Consider the following 20610-nt stretch of genomic DNA (forward strand, 5'->3'; position numbering starts at 1 on the left):
CAGGCGACGTAGTCAAAGTATACGACGCAGCAACAAAAGGAACGGAACTAGGAAAAGCAACAGTGGGAGAAAATGCGATAGAAGCAAAAGTAGAAATTGGTCAAATCGCAAAAGATGCAAAAACAAAAGGAAATGTATACGTAAGTGTACAAGGTAAAGGTGAGTTAGAAAGTACGCGTACAGTGAAAGCATATGATGCAGAAATTACAGCCGCTCCAAATGTAAATAATATTGTTGTATTAAATAATGATGCTGGTGATGATGATATTGTTCGAGTGACAGGCTTAAAAGCAGGAGATGTAGTCAAAGTATATGATGCGGTAAAAGAAAGTAACGAGCTGAAATCAGCAACCGTTGCTGACTCAAAAACGGCAGTAAATGTTAAAATTCCTCAATTAGGTGAGGAAGCAGGAAAGGTATACATTACAGTAACAAACGTGAATAAGGAAGAAAGTGTACGTGTAGAAAAAGATTTTATAGGCGAATAAAAGGGTAGAATATTAAAAATTAGTAGTTCAATAGAGAGCGCCAGGAGGATGTAGATCTCTTGGCGTTCTTGTTTTTGGTTAAGCAATATAGATAGTAATAAAAATGTTATTTTAAAAAACGGAAATATTTAAATTTGAGGGCAGAATGCTTTTTCTATAAATGAAATAGCTGAATCTTATTTTATACTTTTTATATTTTTTATATCTTTTTGTATGTTAATTATTTGACAGATAATTTCGAAATGTTATAATATGGATATGCAAAAATTGCTATTTTCTTAAAAGACATGGGAGTCAGATGAGAATTGTGAAAGAATGAGGGGGAGTGGCACAGATTATGTATCACCACACAGCAATCAATGTATTAAAACTTTTACAAAACATGTCAAATAATAAAATGAATGATATGAAATTAGAAGCGGAATTAAAAAAAATAGAGAAACAATTTCGAGTGGAGTATGAAGAGTTAGTCGATTTATATAATAGAATGGTTTTATTCCAAATAGATATAGAAAAACATGGCGGTATGCGAGCATATGAAAAATCAACTATTACATGGCTGAAGTCTGAGCTAGAGTTACTGTATGAAGTGTATCAATTTTGTCAACGTCACGGTTTAAACATTTTAAATATTTCAAAATACGTAAGTAAAAATGAACTAAATTTTTTTCCGAAAACAGAAAGTCAATTGCAAAATACGTATTATAAATTGAAAAAACGTGAAATACCGTTTGAAAATATTGAAAAACAAAAACCAGGACGAAAGCGAAAATATACACCCGTAAAAGAACAAATCGTTGAAATAAAAAAAGAAAACAAGCAAGAAGTAAGAAAAGAAGTTCAAAATACAGAGAATGAAAAAAGCCTTGTGACAGTTATATCTGGTATCGTTGATAATTTTGAAACAATTAGTCAATGTAGTGAAAGAAAAGAAGATGAACTCCATCAGTTTATGGAAGGTATTTATAAGCTTTCAAGCATGGCTGCTGGGCGTTCGGAAAATGAAAAGAACGTACGTGGTCTCGAAGGCGAATTACATGTATTACGAGCTGAAAATGAACGACTAAAGCGTGAAAAGGAAGAGCTTGTTCATGATATAAAAGAAATGACGCATCATTTAATTCATTTCATTACGAGTTCTGATATTGATCAAATTCGCACATTGCCTGTCTTCGTAAAAGAATGTAAACAAGATTTGCATAAATTAGGATTATATAACGCACAAGACGGGAAAATGAAAATTATGGTTGATCGTAGTGGACAGGTTATGACTGTAACGCAGTAATAAAATTTGGGTACAAAATAAAAGGGAGATACATAGTTTATATGTATTTCCCTTTTATTTTGTATGGAATCGTTCCAAAAAAAGAAGATGAATGTTTACGATTGTAGTAATTTAGAAACCATTTGCGGTATTTGATTAGCCTGTGAAACCTTACTGAGCGTAACTTCAGTGAACAATTTAAACTTTAAAAAATCGCTCATTTCCTGCACCATATCCGCATCTTCAATTCGAGAAGATGCCTCTGTTAGAGCCATACTTTGGCTATTTAAATTTTCATTATTAAACTGTAAACGATTCATCATGGCACCGAGATCGGCACGATGATGTGATACATTTTGTAAAGCCTCTTCAATTTTACGAATTGCCGCTCTTGCTTCTTGTTCTGTTGAAATGTTGATGTCATGTTGTGTAGGGGAAGGGGGAATATGTTTCGACATATGTACTGTATGACCAATATCATCTAACGTAACAGTACGACTTTGTCCGTCAAATGCAGATAAATCATTAAACTCATTTGTCTCACCAATATAGCCAATTTGCTCTGTTAAAGATTGAAACTCTTTATTCAGCGCATCACGGTTTTTATTTGAATTTGTACTGTTCACGGATTGAACAGCTAAATCACGCATACGCTGTAAAATATTCGTAATAGTTTGAAGGGCAGCTTCTGCCATGCGAAGCATCGATATCGCATCCTCTTTATTACGAATTGCAGCGCGCATACCAGTCGCCCTCGCATGCATACGAGTCACAATTGCAACATTAGCGGGAGCGTTATTCAACTTCTTACCAGTCGCCAAATGCTCCATCGTAACATTCATACGTTTCTCATTCTCATACAACGACTGCCTAGCATTTATACTCAAAACATTCGTACCAATATGCATAATAGACACTCCTTATAGGTTTATATAGTCAGTGTTCTAAAGCTAATAAATGGCTATAGAAAGGCAAAAAGGGTCTATGCTCAGTTGCTGTTAGTGTTTTAGCATAAGAGGAAATCAAAATAGGCACTGACCGCTTCTACACATCGCGACTGCTCTTTTATCCTGAAAAAAGAAAGGTTTTACAAATAATTCATTTATATAGAAAAAATAAACCCCTCCGCAAGCAGAGAGGTTTATTTTTGAAGTTAACTCAAATGGCTTATTGTAATAATTTAGACACCATTTGTGGAGTTTGGTTTGCTTGAGAAAGCATGCTGATACCAGCTTCGTTTAAGATTTTGAACTTAGTCATTGCAGACATTTCTTTCGCCATGTCAGCGTCTTCGATTTGAGAAGCAGCAGCTGCCATATTTGTTGCTTGGCTAGTTACGTTGTTTAAGTTATGATCTAAACGGTTTAATTGAGAACCAAAAGTTGCTTTTGCGTCAGCAATTTCTTGAATAGCAGTATCAAGAGCTGTGATTTCAGTTGGTGCAGATGTAGCATCTAAATCTGTAGCTAATGTACCAGTTGTTAAAGCTTTTGTATCGATAGCTGCGATTTCCATTGTATCTCCTGAAACATCAGAAAGTTGAATCGTGATATTCTTACCACTAGCACCATCTAAAAATGCGTTACCGTTGAAATTTGTTTTTTCAGCAATATGATCAATTTCCTCTTTTAATGCTTTATACTCTTTGTTCATAGATGCGATATCGTTATCGTTATTAGTACCGCTTGATGCTTGTGTTGCAAGGTCACGCATACGAAGTAAGATGTTTGAAACTGAACCTAATGCAGCGTCGCCAGTACGTAAAGCAGACATAGCGTCTTGTGTGTTACGAGCACCAACGTTTAAGCCGCCTTCTTTTGCACGCATACGAGTAGCGATTGCTAGACCTGCAGCATCGTCAGCCGCACTGTTGATTGATTTACCGCTTGATAAACGATTCATAGCTGTATTCATTTTGTCTTGGTTTTGGCGCATGTACTCTTGTGTACGCATGCTGTTAATGTTTGTATTAATTCTCATGTTAAGAACCCCCATTTTTTTATATTGACTTTTCTGCAAATTGAAAAACGGTAATATGCGAAAAAATCAATTTCGAGATTTATTGTAATCCCTGTCATAGCGGGTGTCAACTAAAAATTCGAATTAATAAATATAAAAAAATAACAGTTTAACAATATATTCATTTTTTTATTACATAATTATGAAAAGGATTATTGCAAACTTTAAAAAAAAACTCTAATATTAGATTATCTTTGTTTACTGAAAAGGTGATATTATGGTAGTTGGAAATATAGTAAAAGAAGTGCTTGCATATAAGAAAGGACAAATTAAGCAAAAGCTAAGTAGTCCACAAGCATTCGTTAGTAGTCGTTTTCAAGAGAAGTTGCAGAGTGAACCTGCGAAGGAGACAAAGGGTACTACGCAGCCGGCAAATATAGAAGATATGAGTCAGCCGGAACAATCTATTCATAAGGTAGAGGAAGTGAGTAAGCCTGAAGAAAAGGCTGAAACGAAGAAAGCAGATGAAGTGCAAGTCGCGCAAAAAGAGTTTGAACGACGTTTCCCAGAAACGAAAAATGAGGCTGTTGATACGTGGGAATTAACGAAGAAGTATAATATTCAAAAAATACGTTCTTCCAATGAAGGGAAGTATGAGGATATTATTGATCGCGTTAGCCGTACATATGGAATTCCGAAAACGTTAATTCAAAAAATGATTGAAGTGGAGTCTAATTTTAATCCGAAAACGGTGTCACATGCAGGGGCGATGGGACTTATGCAACTTATGCCAGCGAATGTGAAGGAGATGGGTGTGAAGAATCCATTTTCACCAGCTGAAAGTATTGAAGGCGGCGTGAAAGAGTTAAGCGGTTATTTAAAGAAAAATAACGGCGACTTAGTATTGGCGCTTGCTTCATATAATGCTGGTCCTGGTAATGTGAGAAAGTACGGAGGCGTACCACCATTTAAAGAAACGCAAGGATATATTAAAAAAATATTAAATATCGACGTTTCAAGATAAGAAATTTCATATATAGAGAGAACATGAAATTTTCGTGAACATGATATGGGAGTTGGCTAGATTTGAAATTACAAGATGATATTCCGTTAACAATTTATTTTGAAATCGGAAATACGAAAAAGAAAATTGAAGATCTGCTTCATATTACGAAAGGTACATTGTATCGTCTTGAAAATTCAACGAAAAATACGGTGCGTCTTATGCTTGAGAATGAAGAGATTGGAACCGGAAAGATTTTGACGAAGAATGGGAAGATGTACGTTGAAATCGTTGAATTGAAAAGGTAGGGAAGGGGATTGTCATGAGTGGCGAAAAATTAAGCCAAGAGCAAATTGATGCCCTGCTGAAGGCGGTAAATGAAGGCGAGGAAATGCCAGCTTTTGCACAAGAAGCAGGGAAGCAAGAGAAATTTCAAGAGTATGATTTTAATAGACCAGAGAAGTTCGGTGTTGAGCATTTACGTAGTTTGCAAACGATTGCTTCTACGTTTGGAAAACAGACGTCACAGACGTTGTCAGCGCGTATGCGTATTCCGATTGAGCTAGAGCCTTCAACAGTTGAGCAAGTTCCATTTACGAGTGAGTATGTGGAGAAAATGCCGAAAGATTATTATTTATATTGCGTAATTGATCTCGGTTTACCAGAGCTTGGAGAAATTGTTATTGAGATTGATTTAGCATTTGTTATTTATATTCATGAATGTTGGCTTGGCGGGGATAGTAAGCGTAACTTTACGATGCGCAGACCGCTAACGGCGTTTGAGTTTTTAACGCTCGATAATATATTCTTGCTTCTTTGTAAAAATTTAGAGCAATCATTTGAAAGTGTTGTTGCGATTGAACCGAAGTTTGTAACGACGGAGACAGATCCGAATGCATTAAAGATTACGACAGCGAGCGATATAATTTCATTACTGAACGTAAATATGAAAACAGATTTTTGGAATACGACGGTGCGTATCGGGATTCCATTCTTATCTGTTGAAGAAATTATGGATAAATTAACGTCTGAAAATATTGTCGAACATTCTTCAGATAAACGTAAAAAGTATACGTCTGAAGTGGAAGTGAAAGTAAATCAAGTGTACAAACCTGTTCATGTTGCAATTGGTGAGCAGAAAATGACAATGAGTGACATTGAACAAATTGAAGAAGGCGATATTATTCCGCTTCATACGAAAGTTTCGGATGAATTACTTGGTTATGTAGATGGAAAGCATAAATTTAATTGTTTTATTGGGAAAGATGGAACGCGTAAGGCGCTCCTATTTAAAAGTTTTGTAGAGTAGGAGGATCCATATGAAGCATGAAGTATCTCCAGTGTCCCTAATGGGATTAGAAGATTTTGCAGGGAAACGAAATGAAGTGAGTAAAGCACATATAGATACTGTTTCAGATATTTCGATTGAACTTGGTGTAAAGCTTGGGAAGTCATCTATTACGCTCGGTGATGTGAAGCAGTTAAAAGTTGGCGATGTTCTTGAAGTAGAGAAAAACTTAGGACATAAAGTAGATGTGTATTTAAGTAATATGAAGGTCGGCATCGGTGAAGCAATCGTAATGGATGAGAAGTTCGGCATTATTATTTCTGAAATTGAAGCTGATAAGAAGCAAGCTGCGCTTATGAAGGCGCAAAGTCAAATGCAAGATAAAGAGTAGAGGAGGAGTCATATGTCGTATATGACGACCTTATTTCAAGTCGTTTTACTGTTTGGTGCACTCGGTTACGGTGCATATTTTATGACGAAAAAGACGCGCAAACAGCAGTTTTTTAAGCAAGGTGAAAATGGCCATATTCAAGTAAAAGACGGTGTATATTTAAACCATCAAACGAGTGCTTTTTTATTTGAAGTGGATGGCAAGCAAGTATTCACTGTTATTAGTAATAACGGTTTGCAGTCTGTGCAATTAACAGGAACAGGAAATCAGTTTCAACAAGCGCTAGAAGACGCGGTGAAGAGTGAAACGAAAAAAGTAGAGGATCCATCATGAGAATAAAGAAACAGTTATCATTATTAGCCGTTATTTTCGTATTTTCTATCGTTTTTTCAATTATTTTTGTAAATCCAGCGTATGCAGCCCCGAACGGTTTTATTAATTTCGAAAATGGAAAAGAGTTTACGAGTAATTCAAGTGTACAGTTATTTGCACTCGTTACCCTTCTATCATTATCTTCTTCTATCGTTCTTTTATTTACGCATTTTACTTATTTTATGATCGTTCTTGGAATAACTCGTCAAGGACTTGGGGTAATGAACTTACCACCAAACCAAGTGCTTGTTGGACTTGCTTTGTTTTTATCACTATTTACGATGCAACCGGTGTTAGGTCAGTTAAAGAGTGATGTGTGGGATCCGATGACGAAAGAACAAATAACAGTAAGTCAAGCTGCGGAGACGACAGCTCCGATTATGAAAGATTATATGGCGAAACATACATATAAGCATGATTTAAAAATGATGCTGAAAGTACGCGGTGAAGAGTTGCCGAAAGATTTGAAAGATCTTTCATTATTTACGCTCGTACCATCCTTTACGTTAACGCAAATTCAAAAAGGGTTATTAACGGGGATGTTCATTTATTTAGCGTTTGTATTTATAGATTTGATTATTAGTACACTTTTAATGTACCTCGGGATGATGATGGTACCGCCGATGATTTTAAGTTTACCGTTTAAAATACTTGTTTTCGTATATTTAGGTGGATATACAAAAATCGTCGATATAATGTTTAAAACGGTCGCCTGAAGCGTTTGATGCTATGTGATAGGAGTCATATAAATGAATACGTCACCAATTATAGATATTTTTCAAACCTTTTTTTATAAAGGGGTTATGATTTTAATGCCGGTTGCCGGTGTAAGTATGATTGTCGTTATTATCATCGCTGTCATTATGGCGATGATGCAAATTCAAGAGCAAACGTTGACGTTTTTACCGAAAATGGCGAGTATTGTGCTCGTTATTATCATTTTAGGTCCGTGGATGTTTCAAGAGTTAACGACGCTTATTTTAGATTTATTTGATAAAATTCCATCGCTATTGCGTTCGTACTAAGATAGGTGAACTGAAATGAATATGGAATTATGGGCGGCGACGTTTTTTGCGTTTTGCCGCATTACTTCATTTTTATATTTTTTACCTTTCTTTTCAGGACGGTCGATTCCTGCAATGGCAAAGGTTACATTTGGGCTTGGCCTTTCGATTACAGTGGCCGATCAAGTTGATGTCTCTCACATAAAGACAGTTTGGGAAGTCGCAGCTTATGCAGCAACGCAAATTGTAATTGGAGTATCTCTTGCAAAAATTGTAGAAATGCTGTGGAATATTCCAAAAATGGCCGGACATATTTTAGACTTTGATATCGGTTTATCACAGGCTAGTTTGTTTGATGTAAATGCAGGATCACAGTCTACTTTACTATCAACAATTTTTGATATATTTTTTCTCATTATTTTTATTTCACTTGGCGGCATTAACTATTTCGTTGCCACGATTTTAAAGTCATTTCAATATACAGAGGCGATTTCAAAATTGTTGACGACTAGTTTTTTAGATAGTCTACTCGCAACGTTATTATTTGCGATTACATCAGCGGTCGAAATTGCTTTGCCGCTTATGGGCAGCTTATTCATTATTAATTTTGTTCTTATTTTAATCGCAAAAAATGCACCGCAATTAAACGTTTTTATGAATGCGTACGTGATTAAAATTACATGTGGTATTTTATTTATTGCGATGAGCGTACCGATGCTCGGTTATGTGTTTAAAAATATGACAGATGTATTACTGGAAGAGTATACGACACTATTTAACTTTTTCTTAACGAAGTAGGGGGACGCGTATGGCAAAGGATAATAAAACAGAAAAGGCCACCCCGCAGAAGCGTAAAAAATCGCGTGAAGAAGGGAATATCGCCCGGAGTAAAGATTTAAATAATTTATTTTCTATTCTCGTATTAGCAGTTGTCGTTTATTTTTTCGGAGATTGGCTAGGGTTTGAGATTGCCAATTCTGTAGCGGTGCTGTTTGATCAAATCGGAAAAAATACAGATTCGACCGAGTATTTTTATTTAATGGGGATTTTGCTACTAAAAGTATCAGCTCCTATATTAATACTCGTATATGCTTTTCATTTATTCAATTATATGATTCAAGTCGGTTTCTTATTTTCTTCTAAAGTCATAAAGCCGAAAGCATCACGTATTAATCCGAAAAACTATTTTACGAGACTGTTTAGTCGTAAAAGTTTAGTAGATATTTTGAAATCACTGTTTTATATGGGATTAATCGGTTACGTTGCGTACGTTCTTTTTAAAAAGAATTTAGAGAAGATCGTGAGTATGATTGGATTTAACTGGACTGCGTCACTTACTGAAATTATTAGGCAAATTAAATTTATCTTTTTAGCTATTTTAATTATTTTAATCGTTCTTTCTATTATTGATTTCATTTATCAAAAGTGGGAGTACGAGCAAGATATTAAGATGAAAAAAGAAGAAGTAAAACAAGAGCATAAAGATAATGAAGGGGACCCACAAGTAAAGGGGAAACGAAAAAACTTTATGCATGCCATCTTGCAAGGGACTATTGCGAAAAAGATGGATGGTGCAACGTTTATTGTAAATAACCCGACGCATATTTCAGTCGTACTTCGTTACAATAAACAAGTTGATGCGGCGCCAATTGTCGTTGCAAAAGGGGAAGATGAGCTCGCATTATATATACGGACGCTTGCCCGTGAACAAGAAATACCGATGGTGGAAAACCGTCCGCTCGCTCGTTCTTTATATTATCAAGTCGAGGAAGATGAGACGATTCCAGAAGATTTATACGTAGCTGTAATTGAAGTTATGCGCTATTTAATTCAAACGAATGAACTTGAAGTATAATAGCGCGTTTGGAGGGGATCTCTTTGTTTAAGATGGATTCTGCAAGAACCTATTTTTCTATCTTTTTAGCAGCGTCATTCGTTGTGGCGCTCCTAATTCCACTTCCACCATTTGTACTTGATATCGTTATCGTTTTTCTACTAAGTATGTCAGTACTTATTTATATGCGAGCGACAAGTATTAACGAGTGGGATGAATTAAAGTCATTTCCGACGATGTTGTTATTAATCGGGATTTTCCGCGTATCGATTAACGTTTCGACGACGCGAGCGATTTTAACAGACGGAAATGCGGGTCATGTTATTGAAGAGTTCGGTCAGTTCGTAATTGGCGGAAACTTATTAATTGGTATCGTTATTTTTATCGTTTTAATCATTTTCCAGTTTATCGTTGCAAACGGTGCATCTCGTACAGCTGAAGTAGCAGCTCGTTTTACACTTGATTCTTTACCAGGGAAACAAATGTCTATCGATGCGGATTTAAACCAGCGTATTATTTCAGAAAAAGATGCACAAGCAAAACGAAAAAAATTAAATATGGAAACAGAGTTTTACGGGGCGATGGATGGTGCCGGGAAGTTCATTAAAGGGGACGTTATTTTCGGGATTGTCATTTTATTCGTAAATATCATTTTCGGTTTAATTGTCGGAATGATGCAGCAAGGAATGAGCTTTGCAGATGCGGCTCTTCATTATACACAGTTAACTGTCGGTGATGGAATCGTAAACCAAATCGGTTCGTTAATGCTTGCGATTTCAACAGGTATTATCGTAACGCGTGTATTTGATGGTTCACCGGATACGGTAACGGAAGGTATCTTTAAAGAGTTATTAGCGCATGAAGTTGTTGTATATGCGCTCGGTGGTTTGTTTATCGCAATGGGTATTTTTACTCCGCTACCATTCCTACCGTTTGCTCTCGTTGGTGGAACAATTATCTTCTTAGGAATTCGGAATAAAAAGCGAATAAAGAAAGAGAAAGAAGACGAGCTCCAAAAAGAATTAGAAATGATTCAAGGCGAGGATGAGCAATTACAACAAGTGGAAGATTCATTTGGAGTCTTTACAGATAAATATCCGATTATTGTAGAACTCGGTTTAGATTTAGCGGCACTTGTAAAGCAAAAAATTAATGGGGAGACAGCTCGTGATAAAGTTGTTCTTATGAGGAAATCGATTATTACCGACCTTGGTATTAACGTTCCTGGCATTAACTTTAAAGATAATACGAGTTTTAGACCACGTGGTCGTTACATTATTCGTATTAAAGGTGCGAAGGCGGCTGAAGGTGTTTTAAAATCAGGTTATTTATTAGCACTAAAAACACCGAACGTAATGGCTGATCTAGATGCAGAACCAGCGAAAGATCCAATCTTCGGTGAAGATGGATATTGGATTTTAGAGCATATGGTGCAAGATGCACAAATGAAGGGCTATCAAGTGTTAGAGCCACTTAGTATATTAATTACACATTTAGATGTTGTCGTTAGACGTAATCTTCATGAGTTAATTCAGCGTCAACATGTGAAAGACTTAATCAATTCTCTTGAAAATGATAATGGCGTTTTATTAGAAGAGATTAAGAAGAAAGAAATCGATTTATCGCTCGTTCAAAATGTTATTAAACAACTTCTAAAAGAAGGTATTTCAATACGTGATTTACCAACGATTATTGAAGGTATTATTGACGGAAAAGAAGTGTATCAAAATCATGTTGATGGTGTAACGGCATTCGTCCGTGAATGTATTTCAAAAGTTATTTGTGAAAATGCAAAAAATCCGGACGGGAAAATTTATGCGGCGCTTTTCTCTGATTCAATAGAGCTAGATGCGGATGTTGTGAACAATTCCTATCAAGGTTACTTATTAAACTGGGATTTAGATTTAGAAACACGTGTCGTTGAGCAAGTACAGCGCGTCTTTAAACAAGCGCGATTAATGGGAAGAGAACCAGTATTATTAACGCGTAGAAAAGATTTCAGATTTGCGATTGTAAGACTGCTAGAACGATATCAAATAGAAGCGCAAGTGCTTTGTATTAGTGAATTAGCACCAGAAATTGTTGTAGATCAAATTGCCTATATTGAATAGTAGGGGGTGAAGTAATGGAAAGTACAGAAAAGAAAGAAGCGTTAATGCGAATAAAAGCAGCTTCGAAAAATGAATTGTATCGAAAGTTATTTGACCAATATGGTACAGATTATTATTACGTTGTCGATGAAAGTGTAAAACGAAATATCCCGTTTTTTTGGAAAAAGGATTATGAAATGTTAGTTGCTTTTCCAGAGGATAAACAGGAAGAAGTGAATGAAGGAACAGCACAATTTCATGAACAATTAATGGATGTTGTGAATGATTCTTCAGAACAAATTGTGAAGGCAAATGGAATTCAATCAGTACTGCACAATTTAGAAAATGTAACGACTTCTATGTCATACGCGGCAATGCAAACAGGAAATAGTGAAGAATGGGCAAGAAAAAAGGAGAAACTATTAAAGCTGTTTGAAAAAGGAATCGTCGTGGTGAAACAGACGGAAGAAACGAAAGTAGTGAAAAAGCAAAAAGTTGTGAAACAAGTCGTTCCGACCAAGAAAAAAGAAGTAGTTGCAAAGAAAGAAAATCAAGAATCTGTACCGTTTATTATTCAAAAAGTAATTCGGATGCTAGAACAAAACGATGTAGAACAATATTTCATTCATGCATATGCTGAAAAGTTAAAAGTGAAGTTTGAAAATGCAACGATGATTACAGAAGAGGAAGTAATCGGGTATATATTGGAAGATATGAGATCTCACTTCAACACTGAAAATGTATTTGAAAAAGAAGTACAAACAATTGCATTAATCGGTCCAACCGGGGTTGGGAAAACGACGACGCTTGCGAAAATGGCATGGCAATTTCACGGTAAGAAAAAAACGGTTGGCTTTATTACGACGGATCACTCTCGCATTGGGACAGTACAGCAACTACAAGATTACGTAAAGACAATTGGATCAGAAGTAATCGCTGTGCGTGATGAAGCGGCAATGACAAGAGCACTTACGTATTTTAAAGAAGAAGCACGCGTCGATTATATTTTAATTGATACAGCCGGAAAAAATTATCGTACGTCAGATACAGTAGAAGAAATGATTGAAACGATGGGACAAGTAGAACCAGATTATATTTGTTTAACGTTATCAGCTTCTATGAAAAGTAAAGATATGATTGAAATCATTGCGAACTTTAAAGATATTCATATAGATGGTATCGTGTTTACGAAATTTGATGAAACAGCAAGTAGTGGCGAATTGTTGAAAATCCCAGCAGTTTCATCAGCTCCAATTGTATTAATGACAGACGGACAAGACGTAAAGCAACATATACATATTGCTACAGCTGAACATTTAGCGAAACAAATGTTACAAACATCGTAAGAAAAGAGGTGAAGAATAAGGCGGTTGCCTTATTCAAAGGAATATGAACGGTCTTTATATAGGTTCTATGGGAATGATGAATTACATGCAGCGTATTAATGTTCATTCGAATAACGTTGCAAATGCCCAAACGACAGGATTTAAAGCAGAAAATATGACTTCTAAAGTATTTGATGTACAAGAAACATATCGCCGCGGAGATGGGGCTATGACAAATATCGGTTCGGTCGATTACGCTGTAGTACCAGCTGCGACGCATGTGAACTTAGTACAAGGAAATGTACAAATTACAAATAGTGCTACAGATTTCTTTTTAGATGACGGTGCGGCAGGCACATCATCATTTTTCGTTACATCTAAAAATGATGAAACGTTTTTAACGAGAGACGGAAGCTTCACATTAAATAGTGATCGTTATTTGCAAACATCTTCAGGTGCTTTCGTAATGGGAGAGAATAATGAGCGTATTCGTATTCCAGAAGGAGCAAAGGTTGCTGTACAAGCAGATGGTACATTATATGATGAAGTAACACAGAATAATATTGCCCGTTTGCAAACAAAAACAGTAGATGCAGAAACGAATGCTCGTCTCGTGCAGCGTGAAAACAAAAGCTTTACACTAGCAGAAGGAAATATTGCTAATTTACCGAACGGAACAGGAATAGTAAAAAATCATATGCTAGAAAATTCAAATGTAGATATGACGAAAGAGATGGCAGATCTTATGTCGAGTCAAAAAATGATTCAAGCATCTCAGCGTATTATGACTTCATTTGATAAAATTTATGAAAAAGAAGCGAATGAAATATTGAGATAAAGGAGACTTCCCGTTAAGGGGAGTCTTTTTTTTGTTGCTTATATTACAGTTACACCATAAAATGATATTGATAATCATTATCGTTTTATGGTGTTTAATAAGAATGGAAGTTGTGATGGTCGTATCAATTGTTTAACTAGGTGAATTAAAAACGAAGGGGAAGGTGTATTTATGTCTACTAAAAAGAAACTTTGCATTGGATTATGTTTAATTTCTAGAAAGAAAGAACAAGAGAGTATGTTTAATTCAGGGATAGATGAACAAGTAGAGTTGGCACTACAGGCAGAAGAGGCTAAGTTAGATTTTGTTTTTAAAGCAGATTATTTAGTGGCGCACCCGGATTTAATCGCTCGTAATAAGGGGAATGTAATGTTAGATCCGACATTATTATTTACTGCTATTGCGTATGCAACAGAAAAAATTGGAGTGGTTACGACTGCCTCCACATCGTTTTATCCACCATACATACTTGGGAGGCAATTACAATCTTTAAATTGGATTAGTAATGGCCGAGTAGGTTGGAATATTGTCACATCCATTGATGGTGCAGAAAACTTTGGAGAAGCCATCCTTATGAAGTTTTGAAAGTAGATAACACTGAAGTCATTAGAGAGATGGTAAAGCCTATTGAGCACAGTGGTGAATACTTTGAGGTGAAAGGACCACTTAATATTCCGCAGCATATTTCAGGAGAAATGCCATTATTTCAAGCGGGTGCTTCAGAGGCTGGCCGGAATTTCGCTGCTTCTGTTGCGGATGCGATTTTCGCCGCGATGCCAGATATAGAATCAGGAATCGAACTTCGTCAAAATTTAAGAAGAAGAGCAGAAAAGCATGGCCGAAAGCAAGATGATATACGGGTATTATCTGGATTATATTTCTTTATAGGTGATACATATGAAGAAGCGCTAGAGATGCATAGGCAAGCTCATCAACATCTCACAATGGAGAAGAGATTGGCTTTACTTGAAATGGTACTCGGATTAGATGCTAGAGGAATTCCACTAGAAAGTAAGATAAAGGAAGATATGTTGCCAAGTAGAGAGCAAACTGTACGCAGTAAAACACATGCCGAATTATTACGGAATTTCATCATTAAAAATGAACCAACTGTTGAACAAATACTAGAACGACCAGAAGTTGTTTGTTCTGCTCATTGGGTTACGATTGGTACACCACAAGATGTATTCCAGCAAATTATGAAAAGATTTGAAGCAGGAGCACTAGATGGATTTATTGCAATTCCAGGTGGGCCTCAGAAATCATTGGATCTATTCTTTAGTGAAGTTATTCCGTTATTTGTGAAGGCGGGTGTATTTAGGGAAGAATATACAGGTTCAACTTTGCGTGAACATTTAGAGGGGACTTTATCAAATACTTTGCTGTTAAAATAAGTGGAATACTATGTAGAAAATGCCTTTCATAAGAAGGCTTTTTCTTTTTGTTAAAATTTCAGAATTATCAATTGACTTTATGGGTCTTCTTTTTTTATATTAGTAGGTATAATAATAACTACTAATATAAAATGAATGCATCGTTTTCAAATGAGAGCTATGTAGATTGTGAGGGGTTACCGATGGATGAAATAATAAAAGAGTTACAAAAGCTAGGTTTTTCCCAATATGAATGCAAAGCGTACATTGGATTATTAAAACATTCCCCAGTAACAGGATACGAAGTGAGTAAACAAACAGGGGTACCTCGTTCGATGATTTATGAAGTACTTGGCAAGTTGATGGATAAAGGAGCGGTGCATATCGTTCCTTCTGACCCAGTGAAATATGTACCAGTGCCAGCTACGGAATTAATGGATCGAATGCGAAAAGACTTTGAAAAATCTTTTGCATTTTTAGACCAGAAATTAAATTGTTTAGAACAAGAGCGGCAAATTGATGTAATTTCGCATATTCGCTCAAATGATCGTGTTTTGAAAGAAATATGCAATATAATTAATAGAGCAAAAGAAGAGCTATGGATTTCAGTATGGGAAGAGCAAGTGCACGAGATTGAGCCGTTCATTCATCAAAAGGAAGAGGAAGGCGTACATATTTTTTCCATTTTATTTGGTGCTCCAGAAACAAAAATAGGAGCGACATTTCATCATAATTATATGACACCTCACGTCGTTGAAAAGAGAATGGGAGGTCATTTAACTGTTATCGCGCGTGATGGGGAAGAAGTATTAATTGCTAACTTTTCAAATGATAGCACTTCATGGGCGGTGACAACGTATGATCCAGCTTTAGTACTCGTCGCTACAGAGTATGTTCGGCACGATATTATGGTGGAAGAGATTACGAAGGAATTTGGAGCTGATAAATTAGATACATTATGGCGTGAAAACATAGATTTAGTTCATGTCGTAACAGGCAAACGCACGATGGAAGAAATGGAGGGAGATAATGGTGAATAAAGCTCAAGCACATATGACACTGCAGAGCGATGATTCATTTCAGCAAGGTGTAAAGGATTGTTTACCAACTGTATTTGGATATTTGAGCATCGGTATAGCAGCAGGTGTTATTGCGAAAACAGCAGGTTTTTCGGTCATAGAAATCGCCTTTATGTCCACGTTAATTTACGCAGGTTCTGCTCAGTTTATATTAGCGGGGATGTATGCAGCAGGTGCCCCAGCCTCAGCAATTATTTTTACCGTGTTCTTTGTTAATTTACGTCACTTATTAATGAGTGCGGCACTTGCGCCTTACTTCACGAAGATACCTCTTTTTAAAAATGTAATAATTGGTTCGCAAATTACAGATGAAACTTTCGGCGTTGCAGTGCAACAAGCAGCGCAAAAAGGATATTTAGGCGAGAAATGGATGATGGGCCTTAATGTAACAGCGTATTTAAATTGGATTCTTGCTACAGTTATCGGGGGGCTTTTTGGTGAGTGGATACCAGACCCTCATACGTACGGGATGGATTATGCATTACCAGCGATGTTTATCGGATTATTTGTACTTCAGCTAATAAGTAGTAAACCGAAACTAGCAATTCATCTCAGTGTAGCAATTGTAGCGATTATTATCGCATACGTTTCACACTTATTTATGCCAGATAGTATAGCAGTTATTATTGCAACATTACTAGCTGCGACGATTGGAGTGCTGATTGAAAAATGGAAATGAGATTAGATGTATTATTACTATTACTAGCGGCAGGAGCTGTCACACTCGTGCCGCGTATTTTGCCTCTTCTCGTATTTAGTAAAATACAAATTCCAGACTGGGGTTTAAAATGGTTAAATTACATACCAATTGCGATATTGGCAGCACTTTTAGCACAAGTATTATTTATGCATGAGACGATGCAGTGGGATTATCTTATCGCCGCAATTCCAACATTTCTTGTCGCAATCTATACTCGTAGTCTATTAGGAACCGTATTAACTGGAGTGATTGTGATTATTTTGTTACGTTTCTTTTTCTAGAAAGGATTCGGCTCATATAATAGCGAAAGGTGTAATAACAAGAAATTTATAGGGGTGGTGTTATGATACTTTTAACGATAGGAGCAATATTGTTAACGTTGTTTATTTTCTTTATTATCGGCTTTATTACGTTTATGATGTTTGTTGATAAGGCGACACCTCAAATTTATTATACACCTTGTGAATCAGTGACAGTGAAGTCTAAAGGTAAAGATAGAAGGAAGAAAAGTTGATGTCGTGCTTTTCTTCCTTTTCTTTTACATTCCTGAAAGAACTAACAGCAACACTCCGAATAGAAAACTAATAAAAGAAAGAAAACCGATACATATCGAGAACACACGATTATTTCTCCATTCGCGCCAGAAGACGATAAATCCTAAAATGCAAAGGAAAAACCAAATGGGTAAAAATATGAACTCACTCATTTTCTTGGGGAGTAACGAATAAAAAGTTGTTACATATAGTACCCAATTTGTTAAAAATAAAATACAAACGATAATGGATTGTGAATAGGGACGTTTTAAAAATTTCTCATTTTTAACTGTTATAAAAATGAGAGTTAGCGCTGATATAAAGGCAATGATTATGAAAATAAGTAAGAGTAATGTAAGGGGCATTAGAACCTCCTTTATAAGAGTGCTTTCATAAGAAATGAATCTATTAAATTGTATACTTGTTTTGTAGAGTGTTCGTTATATTTTTCAGTGTATGGATTTAAAAATCCATGCTCACCTTGTAGTTGTTTTATTTCTAATAAAGGATTATCTTGTTGCTGTAATGTTTTCGTTAAGGAGGATACTGAAAAACTAATTTCTTTTTCAGGAAAAATCAGTAATGTAGCACATGCAGGCTTCATGTGAACATAATCGCGTATACGAGAGCCGTAACATCCAATAATAAAATCTAGTTTTGGATTGTTACTACATAGCCATGAGATGGTAGCTCCAACGCTAAAGCCGATAAGTCCAATATGTGTGTAACGATTGGAAAGGCTATGAATGAGTTCCTCAATTTGCTTTTTTCCACCATCAAATCCAATGTGGTTCATAAAATATTGGTATGCTTTTTCTTCATTATTATAATGAAATGCCTGTTGTAATTGTAGAAGATTCGGGCAGAATACATCTATTTGAGATGAAGTGAAGTGGTCAATTACATGATGCATATGATCATTTACACCATATATTTCATGTGAAACAACGAGAGCTAATTTTTTCTTCATCATTACAAAATTTCTCTTTGAAACTTGTATTCTTTCTCTACAAGGCAAATACGCAAGTGGAAGTTTTCATACCATTGCTCACGACCTCTTTTTTTCGCTTCTTTATGTAAGGTGTTCTTTTTCCAATTTTCAATTGTTTCAAGTGATTCCCAATAAGAAATTGTAATGCCGAGGCCCGAATTACCGCGTGCACTTTCTACACCTAAAAATCCAGGTTGCTGTTTTGCAAGTTCCTCCATTGTTTCGGCAACGGTACTATAATCTGTTGTATCATTTGATAAATTAGAAGTGAATATAACTGCATAATAAGGTTTGTTTTTTTCTAAATCAGATTTCATTGTCTTTCCCCCTTAATGTATAGTACGAATAATTCATCCATAGTTTGTATTTTAGCAGGTCACAAAAAGAAAAGAAGTGGAAAATTCAAATTTTTTCATCCCATGTAAAATAGAAGATAGAAGAAATTTATAATAAATAATCTAAAGAAAGAAAAACGCCACTTCAAAAAATTGAAGTGGCGTTTCTTATATTTCCTCTAAGCTATTAACTGGAACAGTTAATTCGCGACCTGGATTTTTTACTTCATATATGCGGGCGGTTTCGTTGCTTTCGTCGACGTGTTGAATCATAACAGGCATGCCTTGAAAACTGACGTTGGCATGTTCCGCTGACACAGAAAGCTCTTTTGCACGTTGAATATTCATTTATATTCCTCCCATCATTATTATCTTTGCTAAAAAAGAGGAATAATATACCATTTAGAGACATTCTTAAAGTTTTTGTATTATTTGTAATGTTTCTTTAATAAATGAAGTGAAGATGGAATCAGGATAGGACTGTACGATTTCGTATGCTTCTGTTACTTCTTCAAGAGCTCTTTTTTTATCATTAAGTTTGACATAACAAAGAGCACGATATGCCCCAGCTGTTGTAAGCCGTGCGTGATCAAGTGGATGGTTTATATAATCTGGTATGATAGCACGTTGTAATGTTTTTAAAGCTTCTTCGTATTGTTTTAAACCATACAAAGCTTTTCCTTTTTCAAGATAATACGATCCATCATCTTGAAAAATTCGCTCATCTTTTAGTTTTTCTCGAAATTGTTCTACATGTTCTAATGCAATAGTATATTCATGAGTAATTGTGTTGTAGTAGTAAGCTTTTAAAAGATTAATAACCGCTGCAGATAAAGTATCTTCTGTAAAAATGGCAAATTGCTCTGATTTTTTTATGTAATGTAAATATTGTTCTTTATCAGCCGTGAGGACTTTTTGGTAAGATAAAATACGGTAAAATTCATCTGTTTTATAATACACTTGATGTTTTTTTGAAAATGCAAGTGCATCTAAAATGACACTTTCACATTGTTCGTAATTACCATATGCAAGAAAAATAATTGCCTCATATAAATATAACTCTATATGTATAATGAGATCCATTTCTAAATGTTTCTCTTCATAGTCATTTCGGATGCTAGCAATGAGTTGTAAACATTCAGCATACTTTTTACGTGTGAATATCGTAAAGGATAATTTTAATTTTGTTTCTGTACTTTCCCGGTATAACGTATATTTTTCAAAAATAGAAGTAGCCTTTTCCACGTAATGTTCAATATTGTAATCTTTCATTTTAGCCGCAGCTGTTACAAATTGTTTATATAAACGAGCGGTATTCAAAGTGGGAGGTAGCTCTTTTTGAACGATAGGTAGTAAAACCTCATATACTTCATCGTACTTATTTGCTTTTATTAGTTGTTCCATTTGTTGAATGAGTTCTATCGTTTCCACATCATCATCTTCTAGTAAAAAACTCGTTTCGCATCCAAGTTTTTCAGCAATATATTGTAATGTTTTCATGGAAGGTGTAGCTTTTCCGTTTTCAATTTGGCTTAGCATACTTTTTGTCAGTTCTGAACCTGCTAAATCAGTTTGAGTAAGCTTTTTTTCTTTTCGTAACGTTTTAATTTTTGCACCGAGAGTAGCCATTATATGCTCCTTTATAATTTAAAAGTTAAACACAATTAAACTTTTTATTGTAAAAATTGGAAAGTTGATTATATAATAAGTTTAACACAATTTAACTTTTAAGGGGAGAGTGTC

The 20610-nt window shown here is 35.5% G+C and carries 24 protein-coding genes and 2 pseudogenes; 19 read left to right on the forward strand and 7 right to left on the reverse strand.

All coding sequences use genetic code 11. The annotated features are described in order from the left end of the window. Window positions 1-488 (forward strand): annotated as a pseudogene (locus JDS92_RS30805) (hypothetical protein); the annotation flags it as partial. Between the two features lie 337 nt (window positions 489-825). Next, window positions 826-1773 (forward strand): DNA-binding domain-containing protein, encoded by a 948-nt coding sequence (locus JDS92_RS04885; protein ID WP_142335529.1) that lies wholly within the window; start codon window positions 826-828, stop codon window positions 1771-1773. A gap of 95 nt (window positions 1774-1868) precedes the next feature. On the opposite strand, the gene JDS92_RS04890 is transcribed toward JDS92_RS04885, so the two are convergent. Then, entirely contained in the window at window positions 1869-2660 is a 792-nt protein-coding gene (locus JDS92_RS04890) for a flagellin N-terminal helical domain-containing protein (protein ID WP_199631583.1), read from the reverse strand. A gap of 259 nt (window positions 2661-2919) precedes the next feature. Beyond that, window positions 2920-3732: a flagellin N-terminal helical domain-containing protein gene (locus JDS92_RS04895; RefSeq protein WP_098688501.1), complete on the reverse strand. Its 813-nt coding sequence runs from the start codon at window positions 3730-3732 to the stop codon at window positions 2920-2922. 256 nt (window positions 3733-3988) lie between these two features. Here JDS92_RS04895 and JDS92_RS04900 point away from each other — a divergent pair, with 256 nt between their 5' ends. The 17 genes and pseudogenes from JDS92_RS04900 to JDS92_RS04980 all read left to right on the forward strand — a co-directional run bounded on the left by JDS92_RS04900 (window position 3989) and on the right by JDS92_RS04980 (window position 17522). Then, window positions 3989-4735 (forward strand): lytic transglycosylase domain-containing protein, encoded by a 747-nt coding sequence (locus JDS92_RS04900; RefSeq protein ID WP_199631584.1) that lies wholly within the window; start codon window positions 3989-3991, stop codon window positions 4733-4735. Between the two features lie 62 nt (window positions 4736-4797). Next, the gene (locus JDS92_RS04905; protein WP_000775712.1) at window positions 4798-5022 is read left to right on the forward strand and encodes a flagellar motor switch protein FliN; all 225 of its coding nucleotides are present in this window, start codon (window positions 4798-4800) and stop codon (window positions 5020-5022) included. A gap of 14 nt (window positions 5023-5036) precedes the next feature. Next, window positions 5037-6023: a flagellar motor switch protein FliM gene (gene fliM, locus JDS92_RS04910; RefSeq protein ID WP_199631585.1), complete on the forward strand. Its 987-nt coding sequence runs from the start codon at window positions 5037-5039 to the stop codon at window positions 6021-6023. A gap of 10 nt (window positions 6024-6033) precedes the next feature. Next, the gene (fliN, locus tag JDS92_RS04915) at window positions 6034-6393 is read left to right on the forward strand and encodes a flagellar motor switch protein FliN (RefSeq protein WP_000680016.1); all 360 of its coding nucleotides are present in this window, start codon (window positions 6034-6036) and stop codon (window positions 6391-6393) included. A gap of 12 nt (window positions 6394-6405) precedes the next feature. Continuing rightward, a complete protein-coding gene (locus JDS92_RS04920; RefSeq protein ID WP_199631586.1) occupies window positions 6406-6726 on the forward strand; it encodes a flagellar motor switch protein FliN in 321 nt (106 codons plus the stop codon). Further along, entirely contained in the window at window positions 6723-7481 is a 759-nt protein-coding gene (locus JDS92_RS04925) for a flagellar type III secretion system pore protein FliP (protein ID WP_001220583.1), read from the forward strand. Before JDS92_RS04920 ends, JDS92_RS04925 begins: the two co-directional genes overlap by 4 nt. Before the next feature lie 33 nt (window positions 7482-7514). Continuing rightward, on the forward strand, window positions 7515-7790 hold the full coding sequence (locus JDS92_RS04930; RefSeq protein WP_001098085.1) for a flagellar biosynthetic protein FliQ: 276 nt from the start codon (window positions 7515-7517) through the stop codon (window positions 7788-7790). Window positions 7791-7805: 15 nt separating this feature from the next. Continuing rightward, complete coding sequence (locus tag JDS92_RS04935; protein WP_098054877.1) at window positions 7806-8567, forward strand: flagellar biosynthetic protein FliR; 762 nt, start codon at window positions 7806-7808, stop codon at window positions 8565-8567. 10 nt (window positions 8568-8577) lie between these two features. Next, window positions 8578-9624 carry a flagellar type III secretion system protein FlhB gene (gene flhB / locus JDS92_RS04940; RefSeq protein WP_001030092.1) on the forward strand — a complete coding sequence of 349 codons (1047 nt, stop codon included), beginning with the start codon at window positions 8578-8580 and terminating at the stop codon, window positions 9622-9624. A 23-nt stretch (window positions 9625-9647) separates the two neighbouring features. Next, a complete protein-coding gene (flhA, locus tag JDS92_RS04945; protein WP_097954678.1) occupies window positions 9648-11714 on the forward strand; it encodes a flagellar biosynthesis protein FlhA in 2067 nt (688 codons plus the stop codon). Window positions 11715-11728: 14 nt separating this feature from the next. Next, window positions 11729-13039, forward strand: a complete 1311-nt coding sequence (flhF, locus tag JDS92_RS04950; RefSeq protein WP_000446163.1) for a flagellar biosynthesis GTPase FlhF — start codon at window positions 11729-11731, stop codon at window positions 13037-13039. 43 nt (window positions 13040-13082) lie between these two features. Beyond that, window positions 13083-13856, forward strand: coding sequence for a flagellar basal-body rod protein FlgG (locus JDS92_RS04955; RefSeq protein WP_199631587.1), 774 nt, complete (start codon window positions 13083-13085; stop codon window positions 13854-13856). Between the two features lie 171 nt (window positions 13857-14027). Continuing rightward, window positions 14028-15250, forward strand: a pseudogene (locus JDS92_RS04960) (LLM class flavin-dependent oxidoreductase). Window positions 15251-15432: 182 nt separating this feature from the next. Further along, the gene (locus JDS92_RS04965; protein WP_199631588.1) at window positions 15433-16269 is read left to right on the forward strand and encodes a TrmB family transcriptional regulator; all 837 of its coding nucleotides are present in this window, start codon (window positions 15433-15435) and stop codon (window positions 16267-16269) included. After that, window positions 16259-16987: an AzlC family ABC transporter permease gene (locus JDS92_RS04970; RefSeq protein ID WP_000247290.1), complete on the forward strand. Its 729-nt coding sequence runs from the start codon at window positions 16259-16261 to the stop codon at window positions 16985-16987. The genes JDS92_RS04965 and JDS92_RS04970 overlap by 11 nt, the downstream gene beginning before the upstream one ends. Further along, window positions 16978-17289, forward strand: a complete 312-nt coding sequence (locus tag JDS92_RS04975) for an AzlD domain-containing protein (protein WP_000425939.1) — start codon at window positions 16978-16980, stop codon at window positions 17287-17289. Before JDS92_RS04970 ends, JDS92_RS04975 begins: the two co-directional genes overlap by 10 nt. Window positions 17290-17351: 62 nt before the next feature. After that, complete coding sequence (locus JDS92_RS04980; RefSeq protein WP_000602233.1) at window positions 17352-17522, forward strand: DUF3951 domain-containing protein; 171 nt, start codon at window positions 17352-17354, stop codon at window positions 17520-17522. A gap of 24 nt (window positions 17523-17546) precedes the next feature. Here JDS92_RS04980 and JDS92_RS04985 read toward each other — a convergent pair whose 3' ends face one another. From JDS92_RS04985 to JDS92_RS05005, 5 genes are all read right to left on the reverse strand, one after another. After that, window positions 17547-17906 carry a hypothetical protein gene (locus JDS92_RS04985; protein ID WP_001131598.1) on the reverse strand — a complete coding sequence of 120 codons (360 nt, stop codon included), beginning with the start codon at window positions 17904-17906 and terminating at the stop codon, window positions 17547-17549. Window positions 17907-17917: 11 nt separating this feature from the next. Then, window positions 17918-18511: a dienelactone hydrolase family protein gene (locus JDS92_RS04990; protein WP_043322879.1), complete on the reverse strand. Its 594-nt coding sequence runs from the start codon at window positions 18509-18511 to the stop codon at window positions 17918-17920. A 2-nt stretch (window positions 18512-18513) separates the two neighbouring features. Continuing rightward, a complete protein-coding gene (locus tag JDS92_RS04995) occupies window positions 18514-18849 on the reverse strand; it encodes an antibiotic biosynthesis monooxygenase family protein (protein WP_097957121.1) in 336 nt (111 codons plus the stop codon). Window positions 18850-19035: 186 nt separating this feature from the next. Then, complete coding sequence (locus tag JDS92_RS05000; RefSeq protein ID WP_001025738.1) at window positions 19036-19215, reverse strand: H-type small acid-soluble spore protein; 180 nt, start codon at window positions 19213-19215, stop codon at window positions 19036-19038. A 66-nt stretch (window positions 19216-19281) separates the two neighbouring features. Continuing rightward, window positions 19282-20496, reverse strand: a complete 1215-nt coding sequence (locus JDS92_RS05005; RefSeq protein WP_097954683.1) for a helix-turn-helix domain-containing protein — start codon at window positions 20494-20496, stop codon at window positions 19282-19284. Window positions 20497-20610: the final 114 nt, after the last annotated feature.

This window comes from Bacillus cereus group sp. N12, from assembly GCF_016483575.1.
GTDB classification, from domain to species: Bacteria; Bacillota; Bacilli; order Bacillales; family Bacillaceae_G; genus Bacillus_A; species Bacillus_A toyonensis.